Here is a 24,010-nt window from a genome sequence, read left to right as displayed (position 1 = left end):
CTCCCAATTACAAATTCTGTATTTTATTTTTTAATTAATGCTGATGTGCTGTATATTGCTTTGTCGATTAGCTACGGCTTTTACTTCATTATTATTGACTAACTCGCTAAGTGTAATGCTGGTTAAGAAGTCCTCTATTCGCTCGCTTAAATCATTCCATAGTGTATGGGTTAAGCATCTAACACCACCTTGACAGCCATCTTGACCGTGACACTTGGTTGCATGTACCGTTTCATCAACGGCTTTTACAATTGAGCTAATCGCAATTTGATCCATTGCTCGACCCAACACATACCCCCCACCTGGGCCTCTAACACTGGTTACTAAGCCATTTTTTCGTAACCGCGCAAATAATTGTTCAAGATAAGAAAGTGAGATTTCTTGACGTTCTGAAATATCGGCAAGTGATACAGGCCCTGAACCAGAATGTAATGCTACATCCAACATTGCAGTTACCGCGTATCTTCCTTTTGATGTCAATTTCATTAATCATCCCCCTATGTGTTATAATATTTATTGTATATATCCTTTTATTTTAGTCAAGTATTTAGTTGACCATTTTAGTGGGAATTGTCTCCTCTCAGTTCATCATCGACGAAACACAATGAAATATGCTAATCTAGTTGGGTAAATTCATATGGGAGCTAAAGGATGAAATTGGTATTACGTTACTTATTGATAATAAGTTTAGTATTTACGAGTAACACTTTCGCAAATAATTCTCAAAAAATGTTACGAGAAAATTATCAAAAATGGATTAACTCCTATCAATCGTTAAATTTTCAAGAACAAAAAACATTACTTGCAACCCTAAAAAATTATCCATTATATCCTTATGCTGCCGTGCAATTTTTTCAAAAAAATATAAAAGTTGTTCCCCCAAATATGGTCAGAGAATTTGTCAAAAAATATCAGGATTTTCCTTTAACAAACTCTCTAACACAATCTTATTTAAGAGAATTAACCAATCGCCAAGATTGGGATTCTATAATTTCATTTCCTAAAGATAATTCGATACCTTCTAATTGTCTCTACCAATATGCTTTACTCAAGAAAAACGATGATAAATTCATTTTCAATGATGTGAAATCACTTTGGCTTACAGGTAAAGAGCTTTCTTCTGCATGTGATCCATTACTTGATGCCTGGACTAAAATCGGTAAACGAACAAATAATTTAATATTATTACGTATTGAATTGGCAGTCGAAGCAAATAATTTAAAATTAGCTCGACATCTTGCAAACTTATTAGATGAACGTTATACAACGACTAAAAGCCATTTACTAGACTTATTTGATAATCCAAGAAAATTGGAAGATTTCTCAAAAAATATTAAAGCAAGCTCTTTTACTAAAAAAATTATTTTAGCATCATTCTCTCGTTTAACCAAAGTCGATATGAAATTAGCTGAGACTTTATTACCGCAATTAATTAATCAGCAAAAATTAAATGAAAACGAACAAAGTTTATTGCAAAAAAGTTTAGCTAGTGTTTATTTTAATGATTCTGCTACTGATGAACAAATTAAATGGAGAGACAATTATATTGCCAAAAGTCATGATTCATCGTTGGTTGAAAAACGTATCCGTATAGCTATTGATGAAAATAATTACAAAGATATTGATTATTGGCTAGCACAACTAACACCAGAAGATCAATTAAAAGAGGATTGGCAATATTGGAAAGCACGTGTGTTATTAAAAAATAATCAAAAAAAAGAAGCGCATGGGATTTTACAAACACTCACAACGAAACGTGGCTTTTATGGTATGATTAGTGCACAAGCACTGAATCAATATTACTCTCTTAATAATCAATCACAAAAAATTACCCATACCGAAATTTCAACATTAAAATCTAAGTTTGATAATAAACCTTTTATCAAAAGAATTAATGAATTACGTAGTTTAGGTATGTTATCAGAATCAAGCCGAGAATGGCGATATATGCTCAATAGTCAAATGGATAATAATGAATACCCGAAATTAGCTCAATATGCTTTACATAAAGGTTGGGGAGATCTAAGTATTCAAGCAACCATTGCAGGCAAACTATGGAATAATTGGACCGAACGCCTACCTATCATGTACCGTGACTTATATCATAATGCCTTAAAAGATAAAGCTATCCCATTTTCTTATGCTTTAGCTATCTCTCGTCAAGAAAGTGCGCTTGATACTACAGTACAGTCTTCAGCTGGAGCCAGAGGATTAATGCAATTGATGCCAGCCACCGCAAAAGAAACGGCTAAAAAAATGGGCTCTATTACTTATGTTTCATCAACACAGCTGTTCGATCCTAAAATCAACATACAATTGGGTAGCTACTATTTAAATTCAGTTTATCTACAAAATGATAATAACCGGATATTATCTTCAGCAGCTTATAATGCAGGACCTAATCGTGTCAAAGGCTGGTTAAAAGAGAGTGGTGGAAAACTTGATGCTGTTGCTTTTATTGATAGCATTCCATTTACTGAAACGCGTAATTACGTGAAAAATGTATTAGTTTATGACTATATCTATCAAATGATCTTAGGTAAAAAAAATCCACAAATTTTAACTCAGCATGAATTTAATAAACAATATTAATGGTGATTATAATGAAAAATAACGAATGGCAACAAACCGTTAAGCTATTACACCAAGCTTTTAATGACGGTTATTCACTTGATATATTAAAATTATTAATGACAGCCGATGAGCGAGATGCCCTGATAACCAGAATGAAAATTGTACATTCATTGCTTGACGGTTCTATCAACCAACGGCAGTTAAAAGATCAACTAAAAATAGGCATTGCAACAGTAACTCGAGGTTCTAATAGTCTTAAAGAGGCAACACCTGAGTTTAAAAAATGGTTAGAAAACACTCTATTAAGCTCAGATAACTAAAACATGGCTAATAACAATGAGCGATACTTGTAAAAAGTATCGTTATAAATTTTGTTGGATATTAACTTCAGTTTCTGTAACAACTGGCACGCAGTAATCACACTCCATAGTTTTAATATCTTTCACAGAGCAGACTGTATCATTTTGATGATTATGATGAATTTCGATTAAACAACTGGAACTACGCAACCGTACTTTTAGGGTTGGCATTGCAGCTAAATGTACTTGAGAGATAAAATCACTAAAATTATCTGGCGAACCAATATATTTAAAGCACAAATATAATCCACCTTCACTGACAACTTCTTCAATATGTTCAAGATTATTATTATGATCTAACGCAATGGTATAAAGTAATTCTTGCTCATTGGTGTTATCTTTACTTTTTAATATACGACTAAACGCATAAATTTTATCAGGCAAATCTTCATTATTATTTGTACAACGAGATAAATAATTATGAAAAAACTGCGTCCGAAGTCTATTTTCTTCGTCTAATAATTGCCCTAAATTACAATTATTCTTAAATGAAATCCCCCAAAAAGTCTGTTTCGGCATATCAACAAATTTGGGATCAGGTAGTGAAAGCTGATTTTTATTAAGATCAATTGCTGGTGTTAATCCTACAGGATCCCAAAATTCACCTCGACGATAACTTGCTGGAGTTTCATTAAACTGTTTTTTAAAAGATCGAGTAAATGTTTGTTGCGAATCAAAACGATATTGCATAGCAATGTCTAAAATCGGCTTGCTTGTCATACGCAAAGCGAGCGCCGCATAAGTTAAGCGACGATGGCGAATATACGTACCAAGAACTTGACCCGTTACTTCTTTAAACATTCGTTGTAAATGCCACTTTGAATAACCAGACTTTTGCGATACATTATCAATAGACAATGGCTGTTCCAAATTTTTTTCAATCCAAATAATAAGATCTGAAATAATACTAACTTGATTCATAAAACGCCATCATAAAATGAACAGACACATAGCCCCTGATTATGACTTAATCCCAGCAATAAGCAAGTTCTAAATCAAAATTATTTTCAATGCATTTTAATAAAATGAATGTGCGCCCGCTTGATGTTCGGTAATATCTTTCACTCCTGCAAGTTCAGGAAATTCAACCATTAATTGTTTTTCAATACCTTCTTTTAACGTATAATCAACCATTGAGCAACCATTACATCCACCACCAAATTGTAATATGACATAATTATCGTCGGTTAACTCAACTAGATTTACACGTCCACCATGACTTGCCAACTGAGGGTTAATCTGTGCTTGGATAACATAGTTGACTCGTTCAATTAACGGGGCATCATCCGCAACTTTTCTCATTTTGGAATTTGGTGCTTTTAAAGTTAACTGTGCTCCAAATTCATCCGTCACATAATCAATCACAGTTTCTTCCAAAAATGGGGCACTCAATTCATCGATATAAACAGAAAAATCGGCATACTTTTCTTCTATATCATTATCTTCAACTGTATCAGCCGGACAATATGAAACGCCACATTCTGCACTAGGCGTACCTGGATCCATAACAAATACTCTAATTTGTGTGCCTTCTGGTTGATTAGCAAGCAATTTTTTAAAGTGCTGTTGAGCTGATTCAGAAATAGTAATAATAGACATAACTCCTCACTTTAACACTATTTGGTATAAATAATACCCAGCATCATTTATAATAGTTGACTAACTTTCTTGGTTATTATAGGGGCTGTTTAGGATTTTACAATACCGTACGGCATAAACAAATTATCTCAACACGAGTAGCCCCGCGTTGTTTTAACTGTTGACTAATAACATTTATAGTATTACCAGTAGTAACAATATCATCAATAAGCATTACCGATTTATTAGCAACATTTTGGTTACAAACAAAAAGTGTTTCAACATTGCTCATCCGTTGTTTAAGTGATAACTTCTTTTGATCTGTCGCATTTTTCCTTCTTGATAACAGATGAGGATAAAAATCGCGATTTAACCATTTAGCAATCGGTTTTGCTAACAATTCAGCTTGATTGTAGCCTCGGGACCAATATCGAAAATGATGTAAAGGAACACAAGTTACCAAATCTGGTTTAGCTAAGCCTTCCATTTCCCGCCGTTGATACCAGGCTAAAAACATTAATCTGGCTAATGCCAAATTTAATTCAATTTTTTTATAAAATTTTAAGTGATGAATTAAATTCTTTAATGGGTGAATATATTCACTAGCAGCAATAAGTTCGTCCCAATAGGGTTTATGCTCTCGACATCGATAGCATACATTTGTTGATAACGAATGGGGTAAACAACATTGGGGACAAATCTTATTGAATTTAGGTAAATTTTTAACACATTGGCTGCAAATACCATGATGAGATAAAGATAAAGACATATTACATAAAATACAGCGCATAAAGTTTGTTTTTTGTAAAAAAGTTTGAGGTTAACATAATGTTTCAGTATAAAATCTACTTATCATTTGGATCCACTTCAAAATAGAAACCCAGTAAATTCATTTATAATAAATGTTTAAAAAACGTGTTCTTAATAAAGAATAAAATTGCGATCTATGACACATAATTTCATCTGATGTTGCATAATAATTATTTAAAATAATCAAATATTCGGTATAATCAGCCAACTATATCGGATTAAGGAAATAATATATGAAAAAAATCAAATTGTTATTTATATCATTGTTGTTCACTCTTTTTACTAGTGTTGCTGGCGCTGATACTCAAGTGTTATTGCAAACGAGTCTGGGTGATATTGAAATTGAATTAGATAGCGAACATGCGCCAATAACTACTAAAAACTTTATTGATTATGTTAAGAGTGGATTTTATGAAAATTTAACCTTTCACCGCGTCATGCCTGGCTTTATGATTCAAGGTGGTGGAGCCGACGATCAATTGAAATTTAAAGAGGGAAATGCACCGATAAAAAATGAAGCAAACAATGGTTTGAAAAACAATCGTGGTACGATAGCCATGGCAAGAACAAGTAATGTGGATAGTGCAACTAGCCAATTCTTTATTAATACTGTTAACAACGAATTTCTCAATTACCAATCACCTGAAAATTACGGTTATGCTGTTTTTGGTAAAGTGATTAAAGGGATGGATACTGTTGATAAAATTGTGAATGTAGCAACTCACCGTGTTGGACCTCACCAAAATGTGCCAGTTGATCCGGTCTATATTAAAAAGGTAACCATTATTGAATAGATGGAATAATTTTTTAAAACGATGCGCTCCTAAAAAAACCATCTTAATAATTTAAGATGGCTTTCTTCTTTTATTGCCAATACAGATATTTTATTTTAGGTTACTTAATAAATTAGCAAGCGTTCTTATACCAACACCTGTAGCACCTGTTGCCCATAATGCGGTTGCACTTTTACGAAAGGTTGCTGAACAATCAATGTGTAGCCAATTTTGTTTATAATTCTTAATAAAATAGGATAAAAAAGCAGCTGCCGTACTTGCGCCAGCGGTATTCGGTAATCCGGAATTTGCCATATCAGCAAAAGAAGATGGAAATTGAGAGCGATGAAAATCAGCTAATGGTAGTCGCCAGAAATTCTCATGTTCAGCTTGACTACTTGCTAATAACTGATGAGCAAATTTATCATCAAATGAGAGCAATGATTGATAATCATTACCTACAGCAATTTTTGCTGCACCAGTAAGGGTTGCACAATCAATGATATAATCTGGGTTATCATTATCAGCACTAATTAATCCGTCAGCTAAAACCAAGCGACCCTCAGCATCGGTATTATCAACTTCCACTGTTTTACCATTACGATAACGAATAATATCACCCAATTTGAAAGCATTACCACTTACCAAATTATCTGCACAGCATAAATAAAGTTTGATACGATGATTAACTCCTCGAGCAATAGCAAGGGTCAGAGCACCTGTTACCAATGCAGCTCCCCCCATATCCGATCGCATTGATTCCATAAAATTGCTTGGTTTTAGGCTATATCCTCCTGAATCAAAAGTAATACCTTTCCCAACTAAGCAAGCAACGATAGGCGCTTTTGGATTTTTAGTAGGATTATAATCAAGCTCAAGCAAGGCTGCCGGCCTATCAGAACCTTTGCCAACCGTGTAGATTCCCATATAATCTTGTTCTTTTAATGCGTTACCTGAAATAATGTTATAGGTAATATCAGAGGAATAATGACTAATTAATTTTGCACTTTGTGTTGCCAGTTCTAAAGGGCTTAATGTTTCTGCTTGTTGATTAACAATGTCACGACACCAATCAATAATGGCTAAGCGATTTTTTAATTCTTGCTTATCTTTATTATTTAACTTTGCCCAACTGACTTTATTATGATTCTTAGCATTACGATAACCCATCCAAAAATGCCAACATGACTCTAAATCCCAATTGTCACCACTAAGTTTAACTGACTTAATACCTTGATTATCTAACTTTCGTGCAGCTCGCTGAATGGCATCATATCGATGCTCGAATTGATAATGAATGGTCACAGCATCTTCTGAAAAACTGAGCAATCCATCTTTACCCCACTTTGATGGTGCGGGTTTTTCCGAAAGTAAAATAGATAACGTCGACATAATAATTTCCTCAAGCAATATTAATGCAAAAACGATGAATCAATTCTAATCAGAAACATGTTAATATAGCAAGCAAAGTTAACCAAAATAAGGACCTATAATGACATCAGTTGTACCAATCAAAAATGGAATCAATTTTCGTGATTTAGGTGGCATTAAAACCAATGATGGACGTCAGATTCGTTCAGGAATGTTGTATCGTTCAGGTGAATTTTCACGTATTAATGAGGGTGAAAAAAACTTTTTATCTGATGAGCTTAATTTGCATTATGTATTAGATTATCGAGATCAACATGAAATCAATCGTAGTCCCGATAATCTTTGGAATAATAGCCAATATATTAATGTGCCAGCAAACCCATTAGATGATGAAATTACAGCAAGCCTAACCAGTAATGATATTTTCATTATGAAAAAATACTCACCGTTTGATTTTATGGTTCAACTTTATCAATTATTACCATTCAATAATCCAGCATATAAAAAGCTAATATCGCTGCTATTCAATGCCAACGGAAAACCATTAGTACAACACTGCGCTGTAGGAAAAGATAGAACAGGTGTCGGTGTCGCCTTAACCCTATTTGCATTGGGTGTGAGTGAAGATGTTGTTATGCAAGATTACTTACTTACCGAACGTTATTTAAATGAATATCGCGAAGCCATATTGAGTCAAAATAAAAGTAAATTATCACCAAAAGAATTTGAAAAACAAAAAACCATTTTTGCAGCGAAAGAAGAGTTTTTAAGTGCAGCTATTGATGAAATCAAAAAACGATATAACACAATCGACAATTGGTTAACTAAAGAATATCAATTAGATTATAAAAACAGAAAAATTCTTCAAGATATTTACCTTATTTAACTAAAATAAGGGGGGATTCACTATCCCCTTATTAACAATCATTTTATCTTTATTAGAAGCGAATCAAAATTATTTATAATAAGTACACAATAAACTCATTCCACAGATCCTATTACAGGTTAAATATGTAACAGCATATTTATTCATTAAGATTGTAGTATCAATTCTGTAATAGGTTTATTATGGTTAACAGCAAGATGAACCGATGCTACTTGCTGATATTGATAATAAAAATGCTGTCCAAATGGTGCACTAATCAACTTTTTATCAATATCGACTTTTACTGATTTTATTTGCCAAACGCCTTTAGCATATAATTTAAGTGCTGATTCTTTTAATGTCCAAAGCTGCCAAAAGGCTTTTAAAGTATCCGCTTGCTTCATCATCCATTGACACTCCGCATCGGAAAAAAAGTTTTTGGCAACATCCAAATAATTTTTTCGGGGGCGATCGACTTCAATATCAAGACCGATGCTACCATTTAACGATATTGCAACAGCTACCCAATCTTGACTATGACTGATATTAAAATCAGGAAGATTAGTATTTAAAAAACAAGGTCGGTGATTATCACCTATGACCATAGTTGGTAAAATATCAATTTGACAATACTGATTAAGTAAACTCGCTAAGATTGAACGACAGACTAAAAACTGTTTTTTTCGTCTTCCATTGAATAATTCAGCATCGTTAATGATTTGTGTTGATAATAGCGAATAGTTCACTTCTGCCGTGTCTAAATGGGCAAGTTGGACAATTAACATTTTGTATAGCCATTTTAAACAAAATTTATTTTTTACTATTTTAACAGCATGCTATGCTAACTGTTACCAAAATTTATCAGATCACTAAGGATGCATCATGTCATTACAAACAAAATTAGTTCATGCGGGTCGAAAAAAACGCTATACCCAAGGTGCAGTCAATTCCGTTATTCAGCGAGCTTCATCGCTAGTTTTTGATTCAATCAAAGCAAAAAAAGAAGCAATGGAAAATCGTACTAAAGGGGCTCTATTTTACGGTCGTCGTGGCACTTTAACTCATTTTGCTTTGCAAGATGCCATGATAGAAATAGAGGGAGGAGCAGGCTGTTACCTATATCCTTGTGGAGCAGCAGCAATTGCAAATGCCATTTTAGCTTTTGTAAAAGCAGGAGATCATATTCTGGTATCGGAAGCCAGTTACGAACCTACCCAAGAATTTTGTGAGCATATACTTAAAGATTTTGGAGTGGAAACCGATTATTTCCCGCCACTCATTAGTCGATATATTACTAAATATATAAAACCGAATACTAAAGTGGTATTTCTTGAATCACCAAGCTCAATTACCATGGAACTGCATGATGTGCCTGCAATTGTTAAAGCAATCCGTAGCGTGAATCCAGAAATTGTGATTATGATGGATAATACATGGGGAGCAGGTGTTTTATTTAAAGCATTAGAGCACGATGTTGATATCTCAATTCAAGCCGGTACTAAGTATTTAATTGGTCACTCAGATGCCATGTTAGGAACGGCTGTTGCCAATCAACGCTGTTGGGATAAATTACGTGAACGTTCTTATTTAATGGGGCAAATGTGTGACGCAGATACCGCTTATATGGCAGCACGAGGATTGCGAACTTTAGCCGTTAGATTAAAACAACATCATGAAAGCAGTATAAAAGTGGCAAATTGGTTAGCTAATCACCCTAAAGTGGCAACCGTTAATCATCCAGCACTCGAAAGTTGTAAAGGACATGAGTTTTTTAAACGTGATTTTAGTGGCGCTAGTGGTCTATTTTCATTTGTACTTAACGATCATTTAAGCGAAGTGCAATTATCTGATTTCTTAGATAATATGACTCACTTCTCAATGGCATATTCATGGGGTGGATTCGAATCACTAATATTGGCCAACCAACCCGAAGATCTAGCAAAAATACGACCAATATCCGGCATTGATTTCACTGGTACATTAATCCGATTACATATCGGTCTTGAAGATCCTGATGATTTAATTGCCGATTTGGCTGCTGGTTTGGATAGAATCAAACTACATACAAACAAGGTTAATGCATTACAAAGTTTAGTATAAATGGATAGCAGATGGGTCATCAAACAAAGAGCGACAATGTGATTGAACAAACTATTTTACAACACCTAAACGGTCGGCAATCGCTACTTGTTGCCTTCAGTGGTGGAGTTGATTCAACCGTATTAATGCAAGCATTAGTCAATTTAAAGCGACAGTTACAAAATTTGCAACTCAGAGCAATTTATATCCATCATGGTTTGAGTCAAAATGCCGATAATTGGGCTGAACATTGCAAACAACAATGCCTAGTTTGGCAAGTCCCTTTGATTATTGAAAAAGTAAAACTTGATAGAACAGCTGGCAATATTGAAGAACAAGCCAGAGAAGCCCGTTATCAAGCAATTTATCGACATTTAGAAAATAATGAGTTTTTATGTACTGCCCAGCACCTTGACGATCAATGTGAAACTTTCTTTTTAGCGTTAAAGCGTGGAAGTGGACCAACTGGCTTATCCGCTATGCCGATTGAAAATGGACAACATCTTCGACCATTATTAACGATATCTCGTCAAGAGATTGAACAGTATGCCAATCTACACCAATTAAGTTGGATAGAAGATGAAAGTAATCAAGATGACCATTACGATCGCAACTTTTTACGTTTAAATGTTCTACCAACACTTAATCATCGTTGGCCTCATTTTTCACAAATGGTTGCTCGCAGTGCAAAATTATGCCAACAACAAGAAGCGCTACTTAACGAACTACTGTTAGCTGATTTTAAACAAGTTACAACATCAAAAGGGCAGTTATGTTTAACAGCGTTACATGGCTATTCGGACTATAAACGTAATGCCATACTACGAATGTGGTTTCGATCTCAACAAATCAATATGCCAAGCCAAAAACAGTTATCGTTGATATGGCAAACAGTGGCTTTGGCACAAGAAGATGCTAATCCGAAATTCATATTGCATAATTGGCAAATTCGCCGATATCAAAACCAGCTCTATTTGTTGCCTTTGTATCAAGATATTGAGCAACAAATTTTACCTTGGGATTTAACCGCTTCGCTAACTTTGCCGGATAATTTAGGTATATTGCAGCCCAATTACCAAACCAATTTAACTTGTCGTTTACCACAAAATGATGAAACCGTATCAGTCCGATTTCATGCTCAAGGGCAATTTCAAATTGTTCAACGCCAGGGATCGCGATCGATAAAAAAATTGTGGCAAGAGCATCATATTCCACCGTGGATGCGCACCCGTATTCCCTTAATTTATTATAATGAACAACTCATTACCGCAGTTGGGGTATTTGTTACTGAGCAAGGTAAAGGATCACAAGTTGGGTTTAACCTTATAAATAAACAATAAGGAGACAATCCGTCTCCTCAATTTACAAAATATCAAATTATTTTGTTTCAGAACGAGCTTTCCATCGTTTCAACAACAACGCATTTGTCAACACACTCACACTGCTCAGTGCCATTGCTGCACCAGCTATCATTGGATTTAAAAAACCTAAAGCAGCGAGAGGTATGCCAATTAAATTGTAGATAAACGCCCAAAATAGGTTTTGTTTAATTTTATTATAAGTTCTTCGAGAAATATCGATAGCATCGGCAATTAAAAATAGATTGCCACGCATTAAAGTAATACTGGCTGTATGCATTGCGACATCAGTTCCCGTCCCCATTGCAATACCAATATCAGCGGCAGCTAAAGCCGGTGCGTCATTGATACCATCACCAACCATGGCAACTTTATTATTACTTTGGCTATCTTTTTGTAATTGATAAATATAGTTCGCTTTATCTTGAGGCAAAACTTCAGCAATAACTTTATCCAAATTTAATTGCTGTCCTACATAATTAGCAGCTTGTTGATTGTCACCGGTTAACATAACCGTATTTACCTTTAATTGATGTAATGCATCAATAGCACTTTTCGCTTCAGGCTTAATAACATCAGAAAAACCGAATATGGCTAATATCACAATACTATTTTCTGATTGCTGTTTGGCTAAAAATGAGATTGTGTAACCTTTTTGCGTAAGCTCATTAACTTTATCCTGCATATCTACAAAATAGGCATTTAACGTTTTCATCCAACGCAAACTGCCTAAATAATATTCATGGCTATCAATCGTTGCCATCACTCCTGAACCCGCGATTGATGTAATATTTTGTGCATAACTGTAGGATTTAGCCTTAGCTAATATTGCTTTAGCTAGTGGGTGTTCACTACCTGCTTGCATAGATGCTGCAACAGAAAGAATTTGATCGGCTGTTTCCATGCCCAGCACATCTAGTTCAACTAACTCTGGTTTACCGATTGTTAATGTGCCAGTTTTATCAAATGCTACAGTATTAATATTGTGTAAGGTCTCAAGTGCTTCGGCATCTTTAATCAAAATACCATGACGAGCAGCAACCCCCGTACCAACCATTATAGCTGTTGGCGTTGCTAACCCTAGCGCACATGGGCAAGCAATCACTAACACGGCAACCGCATGAAGTAAAGCTTGCTGCCAATCATGAGAAATAAAGCCCCAAGCAAGCAATGTAATTAAAGCAATCAATAAAATGACGGGTACAAAAATAGCACTAATCCGATCCACAATACGCTGAATTGGTGCTTTTTTCGCTTGGGCTGACTCAACCATAGCAATAATCTTAGACAACATAGAATCAGCTTGAATAGCGGTTGTTTTTACAATTAATAGTCCTTCACCATTTATAGTTCCACCGGTTACGGTACTATTGAGTGTTTTAGTAACCGGAAAACTTTCCCCAGTCAACATAGACTCATCACAACTTGATGCGCCTTCAAGAACAATACCATCAACGGGTATTCGCTCACCGGGTTTAATAACCACCACATCATTAACCTTAACCTGACTTATTGGCAAACTCACCTCTTGCTCCCCTTGTCGAACTAATGCTACTTCAGGGCGAAGCGCAGAAAGTGCCTCAATCGCTTGGGTCGTTTGATGTTTGGCCCTTGACTCTAACCATTTACCAATCAAGATCAAGGTAATAATAACCACTGATGACTCAAAATAGAGGTGATCGGCATGACCAATAATAAGCTGATAAAGAGAAAGTCCATAAGCAGCGCTGGTACCAATAGCAACAAGTAAATCCATATTCCCAGACAATGCTTTAGCTGCATTAAAACCACTACGATAAAATTTAGCGCCAAGTCCAAATTGTACAATCGAAGCAATCACTAATTGCAGCCAAGCGGGCATCATCCAATGAATTCCAAATAATTCAAATAACATCGGCAAAACAAAAGGAAGTGCTAATATAACCGAAATAATAATCGGCCAAACTGATGCTTGCTTACTCACGTCTTTAGCGTGAATTTCCGGCTCGGAAATCTTCACTGCATGGTAACCAGCTTTATCAACTGCTGCCATTAAAGTTTCTAATTTAACATCAGCATTAGCCTTAACGGTGGCCTTTTCAGTTGCAAGGTTTACACTAACATCAATCACACCATCAATCTTTCTTAATGCTTTTTCTACACGGCTAACACATGATGCGCAGCTCATATCTTCAACAAAAAAATTGTATTCAACTGTTTTCATTTGCTGCATCCCTTAAGTGTTGATGTTGTTTGGGTTCAGTATTGGCTGAATGTTAACAAACTATTTTCCAACTAAATCTATTATTGTTTTAACAGATAGAGAAAGACTATTTCTTATCTTGATTAAAATGAGCCTGTCCTATTAAATGACATCAAATAACTGATAGCCACCTATAAAACAAGTCTTTTTTAATACTCAATCAAGATAGCAATAATCTCAATGATTATAATACTATAACAACATCAAAAATGTTTTAGTAACGATTCTATTAATAACCTATTTAATAACCATTCTAATGTTTATTATTCTTATAGCAAGAATGAACTTTTTTGATCTATACTTCCCCAAAAGAAACTATTGGGTCATTAACATGACGTATAAATCCGATCCTAATGAAGATTATCAACCTACTATTTGCTGCCAGTTGAGACAACAACAAATATCATTGGATAAGAATACAACTATCTAATTTTATTAAAATTAATGGAAGAAAAAACATTAAGATATTCTTAGTTACGTAAAGAAAGCCCATATGCACACCTAAAATGCTCACTCAACAACTAGGTGATCTTGAAACAAATGGCTTATTAATTGTAAAGTATTCCCAGTTATTCCACCGAAAGTCGAATATTCATAAACTTATTTTGGTAAAACGGTTAAACTCATATTAAAAGCAATGTATAAATGGGGATACCCTTGCTTAAATAGCCTAGGATCAGAAGTTAATTGTTCAATTGTTAAACTAGCAGACTAACTATAATAATTTAATTTAATCAGTTAGATAAGATTAAAAATCTGTATACGAAAAATACAGGATCTTGATAACCCTGTATTTTAATCTAAAAAATTAATTACGTAATTTTTCTGGCCAATCGTTTTGAGTGGAAACCAATAGATCTTTAACAATTCTAGGATTTCCAGCGACAACATTACCAGAAACCATATAATTATTACCACCAGCAAAATCGGTCATCACACCGCCAGCTTCACGCAAAATCAATTCACCGCCAGCGATATCCCATGGTTTTAAACCAATTTCAAAAAAGCCGTCTAGACGACCTGTTGCAACATAAGCCAAATCTAAAGCTGCCGAACCGCTACGACGAAAATCGCCACATCGAGTAAATAACTTTTGTAGAACCGTAAAATAGCTATCGCTATATTGTTTAGCCTTGAATGGAAATGCCGTTGCTAGCACACTACCATCTAAATCTTTAGCGTTACTGACACGAATACGGTAACCATTAAGCTGAGCACCTTTACCACGCGCAGCAGTAAACAATTCATTACTCATTGGATTATAAACCACAGCAACTTCGGTTTTGCCCTTAACACGAGCGGCAATAGAAACAGCAAAATGCGGAATATTCTTAATAAAATTGGTCGTACCATCAATTGGATCAATTATCCACTGAGTTTCAGCATCATTACCTTTAGCCAAACCACTTTCTTCGGCGATTATAGTATGATCAGGATACGCTTTTTTGATTGTTTCAATAATCAAAGCTTCAGCAGCGCGATCAGCATTAGTAGCAAAATCGTTAGCGCCTTTAGTATCAATTTCGATTGAACTAGGGTTTTCATAAGCCTTTATGGCCACATTACCTGCTTTACGAGCAGCGCGAATAGCAATATTAAGCATCGGATGCATAAATTTCTTCCAATTGATGATGTTAAAGAACGGATGGTTTTAGTAAAACTCACATAGTCATACTAAAATTTACAGTATAGTATAAAGGTTTTACCGCTTCATTGCCAGATTATGTTAGGATTGATGGCTAAAATAGCCTTATTCTCGTAACGCTGATCCTCTATCACCTTGTTACTTAATTTGCTTTATTTATATCTAGCTAATCAGTAAGAACTTTATTGATAACTATTAAGTTAGCTCACCAAGATTAATTAGAGTTAATAAAAATGGTTAAATCATTCTATCGTAACTTTTTTCACCGCATAATTGGCTTTCTATTCGCAATAAATTAAGAATTATTGCATAATACTTAGCGTATAAAAAAGCGAACTTAAGTTAGGAATAATTATGGAACTTCTTTGTCCAGCAGGATCTTTACCATCACTTAAAGTAGCCATTGATAATGGTGCTGATGCGGTTTATATTGGTTTAAAAGATGATACTAATGCCCGTCATTTTGCTGGTTTGAATTTTAATGAGAAGCGCTTAATTGAAGCCTCTGACTATGTGCATAGACATGGTAAAAAACTCCATATTGCAATTAACACCTTTGCGCATCCTGAAAATTTCCAGCGTTGGCAATATGCAGTTGATACAGCCGCCAATATTGGTGCCGATGCACTTATTATTGCGGATTTAGCAATGCTAGATTATGCTGCTGAAAAATATCCAAACCTTGAGCGTCATGTCTCAGTACAAGCATCATCAACCAATGAAGAATCAATTAAGTTCTACTATAACAATTTTCACGTACATCGTATTGTGTTACCGCGTGTACTTTCTATGCATCAAGTAAAGCAACTTTCACAAGTTTCGCCAGTTCCACTTGAAGTATTTGCCTTTGGTAGTTTATGTATTATGGCAGAAGGACGTTGTTATTTATCTTCTTATCTTACAGGCGAATCCCCCAACACTGTCGGTGCTTGTTCACCAGCAAAATTTGTTCGCTGGGAAGAAACCGAAAAGGGTCTTGAGTCGCGCTTAAATAATGTATTAATTGATTGCCATAAAAAAGGTGAAAATGCTGGTTATCCAACCTTATGTAAAGGTCGTTATTTTGTAGGAGATGAACTTTATCATCCTATTGAGGAACCAACCAGTTTAAACACAATTGAACTATTACCTGAGCTGTTTGCAGCCAATATTGCGTCAGTCAAAATTGAAGGTCGTCAACGTAGCCCTGCCTACGTTGAACAAGTAACTAAAGTATGGCGTCAAGCAATTGATCGCTATAAAGCAAATCCACAATCATTCCAGGCAGAAAAAAGCTGGATGGATACACTAGGTTCTGTATCTGAAGGAACCCAAACTACATTAGGTGCTTACCACCGGAAATGGCAATAGCACCATAGTGAGTATACTGCTTTATTAATTATCAAGAAATATTGATTATCAAACTTATCAGTTCTTGATTTTTTATGTACTTAACAACTTACGTTATGTCATTTTATTAATTGAAACCAGATTTAAGATAAATAAATTATAGTGAGCAAAACCATGAAATATGCATTAGGACCAGTGCTTTATTATTGGCCTAAAACTGAAACCGAAGCCTTTTATCACGCTGCAAAAGAGAGTGAAGCTGATATTATTTATATGGGCGAAACAGTTTGTACCAAACGTCGAGAAATGAAAGTCCCCAATTGGCTAGAATTAGCTAAGGAAATCGCCAAATCAGGCAAGCAAGTAGTACTTTCAACATTGGCTTTGCTTGAAGCTCCCTCCGAATTAAATGATTTACGACAGCTAGTCAATAATGGAGACTTTTTGGTGGAGGCCAATGATTTAGCTGCCATCAATATTGCTCAAGAAAATAAATTACCTTTCGTTGCAGGTCCCGCTATCAACTGTTATAACGCCTTGACTTTAAAATTATTACAAAACCGAGGTATGGTACGTTGGTGTATGCCTGTTGAACTTTCACGCGATTGGCTCAGTAATGTTCTTACACAGTTTGAAAGTCTAAATATTGAAAAAAACTTCGAAGTGGAAGTCTTTAGTTATGGTTACTTACCTTTAGCTTATTCCGCACGTTGTTTTACCGCTCGTTCAGAGGATAGACCAAAAGATAAATGTGAAACTTGCTGCATTAACTATCCGGTTGGTCGTGAAGTATTTTCGCAAGAACAACAAAAAGTTTTTGTACTAAACGGCATCCAAACACAAAGCGGTTATTGTTATAACTTAGGTAATAATTTAAAAGAGATGAAAGGATTAGTCGATATTGTACGAATATCGCCATTAGGAATCGAAACACTTGATATTGTAAAACAATTTAAAGCTAATGAAGATGGCTCTAATCCGCTGCACATTGAACATAAACGAGACTGTAATGGTTACTGGAATGGTATTGCTGGACTCGAACTTAGTCAATAAACATTTTACACCAAAGCAATTTAGGGCTGATTTTCCAGCACTAAACGGTAATAGTGTGTATCTTGATTCCGCCGCGACGGCCCTTAAACCTCAGGTAATGGTGGATGCCACCGTAACCTATTATGCACATAACACCGCAACAGCCAAACGAAGTTTACATCATGATGCGTTGCAAGTAACCCTTGCTATTGATAAAGCACGTCAGAATGTTGCTAATTTGCTTCATGCTAACAAAAATACTGAAATTATCTGGACTCGCGGCGCTACTGAATCAATTAATTTAATTGCCCAAAGTTATGCTCGCTGTGTATTACAACCTGAGGACGAAATTATTGTCAGTCAATTAGAGCATCACAGTAATTTAATACCTTGGTTAATGGTCGCTCAACAAACTGGAGCAAAAGTCATTGAATGGTCCGCCGATGTGGATGAATTATCATCTATAATATCATCAAGAACTAAAATTGTAGCAATAACTCATATGTCAAATGTCACTGGATTTTGCCCAAATTTAGCGACAATTAGCCATATCGTTCATCAACATAATGCTATCTTAGTAGTAGATGGTGCCCAAGGAATTGTCCATCATGATATTGATGTAACAACCCTTAATATTGATTTTTATGCTTTTTCGGCTCATAAATTGTATGGTCCAACAGGGCTTGGGGTTTTATATGGTAAACAAACCTTACTAGAGCAAATGTCTGTTTGGCATGGCGGAGGTAAAATGCTAAAAAGTGCCTCATTTGATGACTTTATACAAGAAGAGATTCCTTATAAATTTGAAGCAGGCACACCCAATATAGCAGGCATTGTAGGCTTTAGTGCAACACTTGATTGGTTAAACCATTGGGATCTTAAAAAAGCAGAAAATTACACGGAACAATTAGCTCATTATGCTAAATCACAGCTAAGCAAACTGCCCAATTTACAATTTTACAATGTTGAAAATAGCCCAATTATCACATTTAATATTAACGATATTCATCCTAATGATGTAGCAATTTTACTGAGCGAGCAGAACATTGCGATTCGTACTGGCGAGCTATGTGCTCAGCCCTTAATGAAGAAATTGGGTTGTCATGGGGTTATTCGTCTATCATTAATGCCATATAATAATCAGCAAGATGTGGATACTTTTATCCAAGCATTACAAAATGCAATTGAAATCTTAGCCTAATTTTATACTGAAACGTATAGTTAACCTGAAACTTTTTTACAAACAGTCAATCATTTATAGGTCAATATTATGCTATCACAGCAAGACTTAACCAAATTATTTTTACAGCAACACAATTGGCAAGACCGATATCGACAATTAATTGTATTAGCGAAACAATTACCAACAATGCCTGAAAATTTAAAAACTGATAAAAACCAAGTCAATGGTTGTGAAAATCGAGTTTGGCTAACTTATCAAAAGCAAAAGGATAATACCTTTATATTTCAAGGTGACAGTGAAGGGCGTATTGTTAAAGGTTTACTGACCATTCTAATTATTATTGCTAACCACAAAACGGCAGAAAAAATTGCCAAAATTGATTTTCAATCTTTATTAAGCGAGTTGAAAATTACTGATGAACTAAGTCAATCGCGATTACAAGGTATGACTAAACTCATTGAACGTATTCAATCTGTTGTATAAAAAAGGAGGGGAAAACTAGCTTTTCCCCCTTTTTGCTAAAAATTGTTACTAATTTATAAAAATGCTCATTAATTTTGGCTATAAGTAAAAAGTGTGATCACTTTTTTAACACCATTGACTTTACTAGCAAGTTGTGCAGCAGCTTTACCATCTTCTGATGTCACAATACCAATCAAAAATACTTCGCTATTTTCAGTTACAACTTTAATATTGCGTGCTTTAGTTTTAGCATTCATTATTAGCTGAGATTTAACTTTCGTTGTTATCCATGCATCATTGGTGATTGTCCCTGCACTTACAGGCTTACCTAGTCGAATTTGATTGTAGACTTTTTTTACGCCTTCAACTTCATAAGCCAAGCTTTCCGCCTTTTCGATTTGTCCACTGTTAGCTTGACCCGTTAAAAGGATATCACCGCCATAAGTACTGGTAACGATTCGTGCTCCAATAAATTGAGGACTATTATTTTTAAGTTTTATCCCCATACGTGAATTTAAAGTGGTATCATCAACTTGTGTACCAGTAGTACGAGGATCGGCAGCAACTTTTGCAGTAGCTGTAGCGCCAGCGCCAATTACAGCGGCAGTAATACAGCCTTGTAACATTAATGCACCGGTTATTAACACAGCAATTAAGGCAGCTCTCTTCATTATTACTCCTTACAATTTATCATATTGTAATAATCAAATACTAAAATCGCTGTTATTATGCCTTGTTGATAATGATTTGCAAAACAATTTTGTGTATTACGTTATGATAAAAACGATTAAAAATATAAGAACATAAATGATTTAAAAATTGTTCTATTTTATTACTAATCACAGTTACTTTTTTTGTTACAATCTAATGTCAATAATATGATGTAACATTTGGAATTATTGGAATTAACACATGAATAAAGATAGTATTGATTGGCTATATGGCTTGTCCGCGCCAATGGTTGCTTTAAACAAAGATAATGGTGCAAGTTATACTTCAGCATACTTTATTCCCGAACGTAATTTTGTAGATTTGAGCGAAAGTTGGGGAATCACATCTCGTCAGACTCTGCTCAATTGTGTTTTTGATATGGTTGATAATGGACATTCGCCATTATTATCTCACTATTATTCAATATACTGTCGATCCTCAGAATCCGATTGGCGTAATTACTGTCAAAATCAAGACGATTATCAAAAAGTTTTACTGGAATTTGTTGAACAAACTTTTTGTGTATGTGGTATTGGTGGCATTCGTAGTTGGGATTATGCACGTATGGCATATATACTACGAAATGGCACGACCAACAAATATATTACCGAAGAAGAAGCGCTATGGATTCTTACAAAAATTGCTGCTCGTTCTCAATATTTTTATAAATCCTGGCGTAACTACTTTGCTGGTTGGTCCGTTGGTTTTCAATTTTGGGAATCATTTAACAACAAAGAAAATCTTGAAGCTTTACGTTGTGAATTAACCAGAGCATCGCAAACGCGTACCATGAAAATATTAATTAGCGACGAAGATTCGCCTTGCAATCGTCTACCTTGGTACATTGATATTAAAGAACGCGAAAAACCAGAATCTTTAAGGGAGTATGATTGGTCATGAATACAAATTTTTGGCAAATATTAGGCATCAAACCCACTACGGATACTGCGATTATTCGTCAATCGTATCGTGCAAAGCTGCCATTATATCATCCAGAAACGGATCCTAATGGATTTAAAGCATTGCGCGAGGCTTATGAAGCAGCAATAAATTATGCAAATTCACCTGAAACAGCTATTGATGCAGCAACCCAACAATCCGAACAAGAGTCTTTATTACAACTAACAGAAGAACAAATTCAAGCAAATGAAATTTACCAAGCTTACCAAGCTCTATTAGAAGATCCCCTGCGTTGTTATAAAAGAGATGAATGGCAAAAATTTATTGCTTCATTTTATGATTACCCAATGTCGGTTATTGATTCAGTCAAGTGGCGATTATTAACGTTAAGCTATGAAACAACCAATATTTCAGAGTCATGTGTTAAGATTCTAGCCGATAATTTACGCTGGCGTCAGCAATTAATGACTCAGTTTACTGATGAATCTCAACTATATGATAGTTACTTAAATCATATCGATCATGGCGATTTATTTGATTACACCTGTCTACCAACAACCAATAAAGCATTACAAAATGCTACTATTGATTATATTTATTCTATCAAATGGTTTTTTTGGGAACGTAGACCCGACGATGTTTATATGTTCTTATCCCAAGATACTGTCATTTATCTTCCTGATGATAAAAATTTAATGCTTGAATTTGCTTTTTGGCATAGTGAAGCAAACATGAAAAATCAATTTATTTTGGATTATGCTTTAAAATGTATTGCCGGAAACGATCAAAATGAACAAACCATCATCGATTGGAAATATATAGCCGCTATTCAGTATACTTTGCTTGAAGACAAACACAATGCCTTACAATTCTGGTTAGACTTGTATTATTCTGGGCATTATCGAGAAAAAGCAGAAAGTTGGATCGCGGGTTGGTGCGTCTACTTTAAAAAAGATTACTTCCCTCTATTAATTATGGCATTAAATAAAAGTCATTGTGCTGCCACCGATAAAACAGAAATTTATTTACACACAATTCCGCAATTAACTACTGCCACAACAGCACGATTAGCTGGACTCGATGATATCGACAGTTACCCAAAAGAAATTGTTGATTTTGTTAATTGGAGTTTAAGCGTAAATTGGAGTTATCGACAAATTCTATCGATATTGTTACGCGATGACGGTTCGAGTCGATTATATCGATTATATCGGCATGCTGTGATGTTGCGCCATGGTAACGAAATATTATTACAAGAAATTTTAGATGATCAAAGCAATGATCCTTTTGAACAATTTATTCTGCATCATTTACAACGACAGGCACGACAACATCTAACATGGCTCAAACAACTCTCACCAATACAAGAATTTAAAGCATGGTTATTTGATAAGGATAAAAATGCCCAGTTACCTAAAAAATTCGATCCAAATGAAAATGGTGAGCTGGTTTTATATGGTCGCTTATGGCTAGATAGATTCCAAGCGATCCCCGATATTGCTAAATTACATTTATATCATAGCTTTCATTATTCAAATATGGAAATGTTTGATTGGGCTATATTTTTAGAATTCATGGAATATTATTTGCTACCCGAACCGCCAGATGCATCAACAAGAATGAATAACAAAAATGCGTATTGGCAATGGTTTTATCATTGTTTATTAGTTTATGCTATTGTTAACGATCCGACAAATGTCGCTATTTATATTCGACAAAAAAATGATCATTTTACTATGGAGGAGGATGATAAACTTAAACCATTAATAGAGATATTTAAACATGGCAATTGGCACAATCAATCTGAACTTTACAACCTAATTGATAATGATAGTGATCTAGTTAATTGTATTTTAAACAATTATCCAGATTCAATAGAATGGTTTATTGATGATCCAGACTATATCGATTTTAATGATATAGAACAAAAAATAGAACAATTATGGGCACAGAAATTAGCTAAAAAAAATCCAGCTTATTTGATATTGCTATACCTGATTGTATTAAACAAACCTGAACAAAAAACCAAATTAGATCACACGTTACAAAAACTGGTTGGTAACAATAAAGATCTACAAAAGGTAGCTAACTCTTTAAAAGATAATTGGAGATATCCTTTTACGATTAATAAAAACAGATATCACAATACCAAGCAATTTAACGAGTTCGCATCACTTGCTAAACGCTTATCCAATCAATACGGCGTATGTGATGATGATGAACTAAAATTGTTAGATGAATTTAAAAATGATAGCGATAACGATTTAGTTTTACGACTCTGTGCAGCATTACTTTTGGCAAAAGATACTGAAAATAAAAAATGGCTTGATTCACAATCCCTACCCTCAAATAGATGGTGGCAGTTTTGGCGTTGGAATGGGCGCACAAATATAATAGGCTTTATCGTGCAATTAATCTTATCTATTAAAATGGTTACGTTTTTAAGTAAAAATGATTTAGACAATATAACAAGTTGTGTCATTTTGACATTGATAGCAATGAATACTATTTTTGCTATCAAACGACGTATCAATGATACTGATAAAGGACAACCTTTATATTTTGTTACAACAACACTTAAGCTACCACTATTATTATTACCATGTTGGTTTCCAGAATTCAAAAAAACCAATCGCTTTGGACCACCAATAAAAAAAACCATTAAGGAAAAGTAAGCGGTATAAAATCCCCTTTTTTAGTTCGTATAAAAAGGGGAAAATCGTCTGATAAAAATCTATA

21 protein-coding genes are annotated in these 24,010 nt (G+C 34.8%); 12 read left to right on the top strand and 9 right to left on the bottom strand.

From position 1 onward, the window contains the following. Positions 1-30 precede the first annotated feature (30 nt). Positions 31-486, bottom strand: coding sequence for a Fe-S cluster assembly transcriptional regulator IscR (gene iscR, locus J3U13_RS03770; protein ID WP_267340266.1), 456 nt, complete (start codon positions 484-486; stop codon positions 31-33). A 165-nt stretch (positions 487-651) separates the two neighbouring features. Between iscR and sltY the strand changes: the two genes are divergently transcribed. Together sltY and trpR are read left to right on the top strand one after the other, a co-directional pair. Beyond that, positions 652-2,592 (top strand): murein transglycosylase, encoded by a 1,941-nt coding sequence (gene sltY / locus J3U13_RS03765; RefSeq protein WP_267340264.1) that lies wholly within the window; start codon positions 652-654, stop codon positions 2,590-2,592. A gap of 11 nt (positions 2,593-2,603) precedes the next feature. Beyond that, positions 2,604-2,894, top strand: a complete 291-nt coding sequence (gene trpR / locus J3U13_RS03760; protein WP_267340262.1) for a trp operon repressor — start codon at positions 2,604-2,606, stop codon at positions 2,892-2,894. Positions 2,895-2,936: 42 nt separating this feature from the next. Here the strand turns inward: trpR and robA are convergent, their stop codons facing one another. From robA to J3U13_RS03745, 3 genes are all read right to left on the bottom strand, one after another. Then, positions 2,937-3,854 (bottom strand): MDR efflux pump AcrAB transcriptional activator RobA, encoded by a 918-nt coding sequence (gene robA / locus J3U13_RS03755; RefSeq protein ID WP_267340261.1) that lies wholly within the window; start codon positions 3,852-3,854, stop codon positions 2,937-2,939. Positions 3,855-3,950: 96 nt separating this feature from the next. Then, complete coding sequence (gene nfuA / locus J3U13_RS03750; protein WP_267340260.1) at positions 3,951-4,532, bottom strand: Fe-S biogenesis protein NfuA; 582 nt, start codon at positions 4,530-4,532, stop codon at positions 3,951-3,953. Between the two features lie 97 nt (positions 4,533-4,629). Further along, positions 4,630-5,301: a phosphoribosyltransferase family protein gene (locus J3U13_RS03745; protein WP_267340259.1), complete on the bottom strand. Its 672-nt coding sequence runs from the start codon at positions 5,299-5,301 to the stop codon at positions 4,630-4,632. A gap of 253 nt (positions 5,302-5,554) precedes the next feature. Here J3U13_RS03745 and J3U13_RS03740 point away from each other — a divergent pair, with 253 nt between their 5' ends. After that, positions 5,555-6,115, top strand: a complete 561-nt coding sequence (locus J3U13_RS03740) for a peptidylprolyl isomerase (RefSeq protein ID WP_267340257.1) — start codon at positions 5,555-5,557, stop codon at positions 6,113-6,115. 90 nt (positions 6,116-6,205) lie between these two features. Here the strand turns inward: J3U13_RS03740 and pepB are convergent, their stop codons facing one another. After that, entirely contained in the window at positions 6,206-7,486 is a 1,281-nt protein-coding gene (pepB, locus tag J3U13_RS03735) for an aminopeptidase PepB (RefSeq protein WP_267340255.1), read from the bottom strand. A 100-nt stretch (positions 7,487-7,586) separates the two neighbouring features. Between pepB and J3U13_RS03730 the strand changes: the two genes are divergently transcribed. Then, positions 7,587-8,351: a tyrosine-protein phosphatase gene (locus J3U13_RS03730; protein WP_267340254.1), complete on the top strand. Its 765-nt coding sequence runs from the start codon at positions 7,587-7,589 to the stop codon at positions 8,349-8,351. A gap of 146 nt (positions 8,352-8,497) precedes the next feature. Here J3U13_RS03730 and J3U13_RS03725 read toward each other — a convergent pair whose 3' ends face one another. Continuing rightward, complete coding sequence (locus J3U13_RS03725) at positions 8,498-9,115, bottom strand: 4'-phosphopantetheinyl transferase family protein (RefSeq protein ID WP_267340253.1); 618 nt, start codon at positions 9,113-9,115, stop codon at positions 8,498-8,500. Positions 9,116-9,212: 97 nt separating this feature from the next. Between J3U13_RS03725 and metC the strand changes: the two genes are divergently transcribed. Further along, entirely contained in the window at positions 9,213-10,430 is a 1,218-nt protein-coding gene (gene metC / locus J3U13_RS03720; RefSeq protein WP_267340251.1) for a cystathionine beta-lyase, read from the top strand. 11 nt (positions 10,431-10,441) lie between these two features. After that, positions 10,442-11,749 (top strand): tRNA lysidine(34) synthetase TilS, encoded by a 1,308-nt coding sequence (gene tilS, locus J3U13_RS03715; RefSeq protein ID WP_267340249.1) that lies wholly within the window; start codon positions 10,442-10,444, stop codon positions 11,747-11,749. A 37-nt stretch (positions 11,750-11,786) separates the two neighbouring features. Here tilS and J3U13_RS03710 read toward each other — a convergent pair whose 3' ends face one another. Continuing rightward, entirely contained in the window at positions 11,787-13,970 is a 2,184-nt protein-coding gene (locus J3U13_RS03710; RefSeq protein ID WP_267340247.1) for a heavy metal translocating P-type ATPase, read from the bottom strand. 847 nt (positions 13,971-14,817) lie between these two features. Further along, positions 14,818-15,621, bottom strand: a complete 804-nt coding sequence (suhB, locus tag J3U13_RS03705) for an inositol-1-monophosphatase (RefSeq protein ID WP_267340246.1) — start codon at positions 15,619-15,621, stop codon at positions 14,818-14,820. Positions 15,622-16,008: 387 nt separating this feature from the next. Between suhB and ubiU the strand changes: the two genes are divergently transcribed. From ubiU to csdE, 4 genes are all read left to right on the top strand, one after another. Continuing rightward, positions 16,009-17,004, top strand: coding sequence for a ubiquinone anaerobic biosynthesis protein UbiU (gene ubiU / locus J3U13_RS03700; RefSeq protein ID WP_267340245.1), 996 nt, complete (start codon positions 16,009-16,011; stop codon positions 17,002-17,004). 153 nt (positions 17,005-17,157) lie between these two features. Then, positions 17,158-18,036, top strand: coding sequence for a U32 family peptidase (locus tag J3U13_RS03695; protein WP_267340244.1), 879 nt, complete (start codon positions 17,158-17,160; stop codon positions 18,034-18,036). Further along, positions 17,993-19,216 (top strand): cysteine desulfurase CsdA, encoded by a 1,224-nt coding sequence (gene csdA, locus J3U13_RS03690; RefSeq protein WP_267340242.1) that lies wholly within the window; start codon positions 17,993-17,995, stop codon positions 19,214-19,216. Before J3U13_RS03695 ends, csdA begins: the two co-directional genes overlap by 44 nt. Positions 19,217-19,285: 69 nt before the next feature. Then, entirely contained in the window at positions 19,286-19,681 is a 396-nt protein-coding gene (gene csdE, locus J3U13_RS03685) for a cysteine desulfurase sulfur acceptor subunit CsdE (RefSeq protein WP_267340241.1), read from the top strand. A gap of 68 nt (positions 19,682-19,749) precedes the next feature. Here csdE and dolP read toward each other — a convergent pair whose 3' ends face one another. Beyond that, positions 19,750-20,331 carry a division/outer membrane stress-associated lipid-binding lipoprotein gene (gene dolP, locus J3U13_RS03680; protein ID WP_267340239.1) on the bottom strand — a complete coding sequence of 194 codons (582 nt, stop codon included), beginning with the start codon at positions 20,329-20,331 and terminating at the stop codon, positions 19,750-19,752. 241 nt (positions 20,332-20,572) lie between these two features. On the opposite strand from dolP, the gene J3U13_RS03675 reads away from it, so the two are divergent. Both J3U13_RS03675 and J3U13_RS03670 read left to right on the top strand, forming a co-directional pair. Continuing rightward, positions 20,573-21,271 carry a DUF1266 domain-containing protein gene (locus J3U13_RS03675; RefSeq protein ID WP_267340237.1) on the top strand — a complete coding sequence of 233 codons (699 nt, stop codon included), beginning with the start codon at positions 20,573-20,575 and terminating at the stop codon, positions 21,269-21,271. Continuing rightward, positions 21,268-23,946 (top strand): J domain-containing protein, encoded by a 2,679-nt coding sequence (locus tag J3U13_RS03670; protein ID WP_267340236.1) that lies wholly within the window; start codon positions 21,268-21,270, stop codon positions 23,944-23,946. Before J3U13_RS03675 ends, J3U13_RS03670 begins: the two co-directional genes overlap by 4 nt. Positions 23,947-24,010: the final 64 nt, after the last annotated feature.

Origin of the sequence: Gilliamella sp. B2887 (assembly GCF_026537015.1) — a bacterium.
GTDB lineage: Bacteria > Pseudomonadota > Gammaproteobacteria > Enterobacterales > Orbaceae > Gilliamella.
The sequence above is the reverse complement of the archived record's forward strand: the minus strand, read 5'-3'. Positions and strand labels throughout refer to the sequence as shown.

Bases quoted from the DNA above. Each gene is read 5' to 3' on its own strand.
- ubiU (WP_267340245.1), top strand. From the start codon at position 16,009: ATGGAACTTCTTTGTCCAGCAGGATCTTTACCATCACTTAAAGTAGCC.
- J3U13_RS03670 (WP_267340236.1), top strand. From the start codon at position 21,268: ATGAATACAAATTTTTGGCAAATATTAGGCATCAAACCCACTACGGAT.
- robA (WP_267340261.1), bottom strand. From the start codon at position 3,854: ATGAATCAAGTTAGTATTATTTCAGATCTTATTATTTGGATTGAAAAA.
- suhB (WP_267340246.1), bottom strand. From the start codon at position 15,621: ATGCATCCGATGCTTAATATTGCTATTCGCGCTGCTCGTAAAGCAGGT.
- tilS (WP_267340249.1), top strand. From the start codon at position 10,442: ATGGGTCATCAAACAAAGAGCGACAATGTGATTGAACAAACTATTTTA.
- J3U13_RS03695 (WP_267340244.1), top strand. From the start codon at position 17,158: ATGAAATATGCATTAGGACCAGTGCTTTATTATTGGCCTAAAACTGAA.
- csdE (WP_267340241.1), top strand. From the start codon at position 19,286: ATGCTATCACAGCAAGACTTAACCAAATTATTTTTACAGCAACACAAT.
- J3U13_RS03730 (WP_267340254.1), top strand. From the start codon at position 7,587: ATGACATCAGTTGTACCAATCAAAAATGGAATCAATTTTCGTGATTTA.
- nfuA (WP_267340260.1), bottom strand. From the start codon at position 4,532: ATGTCTATTATTACTATTTCTGAATCAGCTCAACAGCACTTTAAAAAA.
- iscR (WP_267340266.1), bottom strand. From the start codon at position 486: ATGAAATTGACATCAAAAGGAAGATACGCGGTAACTGCAATGTTGGAT.
- J3U13_RS03675 (WP_267340237.1), top strand. From the start codon at position 20,573: ATGAATAAAGATAGTATTGATTGGCTATATGGCTTGTCCGCGCCAATG.
- sltY (WP_267340264.1), top strand. From the start codon at position 652: ATGAAATTGGTATTACGTTACTTATTGATAATAAGTTTAGTATTTACG.
- J3U13_RS03725 (WP_267340253.1), bottom strand. From the start codon at position 9,115: ATGTTAATTGTCCAACTTGCCCATTTAGACACGGCAGAAGTGAACTAT.
- J3U13_RS03745 (WP_267340259.1), bottom strand. From the start codon at position 5,301: ATGCGCTGTATTTTATGTAATATGTCTTTATCTTTATCTCATCATGGT.
- metC (WP_267340251.1), top strand. From the start codon at position 9,213: ATGTCATTACAAACAAAATTAGTTCATGCGGGTCGAAAAAAACGCTAT.
- J3U13_RS03740 (WP_267340257.1), top strand. From the start codon at position 5,555: ATGAAAAAAATCAAATTGTTATTTATATCATTGTTGTTCACTCTTTTT.
- dolP (WP_267340239.1), bottom strand. From the start codon at position 20,331: ATGAAGAGAGCTGCCTTAATTGCTGTGTTAATAACCGGTGCATTAATG.
- pepB (WP_267340255.1), bottom strand. From the start codon at position 7,486: ATGTCGACGTTATCTATTTTACTTTCGGAAAAACCCGCACCATCAAAG.
- J3U13_RS03710 (WP_267340247.1), bottom strand. From the start codon at position 13,970: ATGAAAACAGTTGAATACAATTTTTTTGTTGAAGATATGAGCTGCGCA.
- csdA (WP_267340242.1), top strand. From the start codon at position 17,993: ATGGTTACTGGAATGGTATTGCTGGACTCGAACTTAGTCAATAAACAT.
- trpR (WP_267340262.1), top strand. From the start codon at position 2,604: ATGAAAAATAACGAATGGCAACAAACCGTTAAGCTATTACACCAAGCT.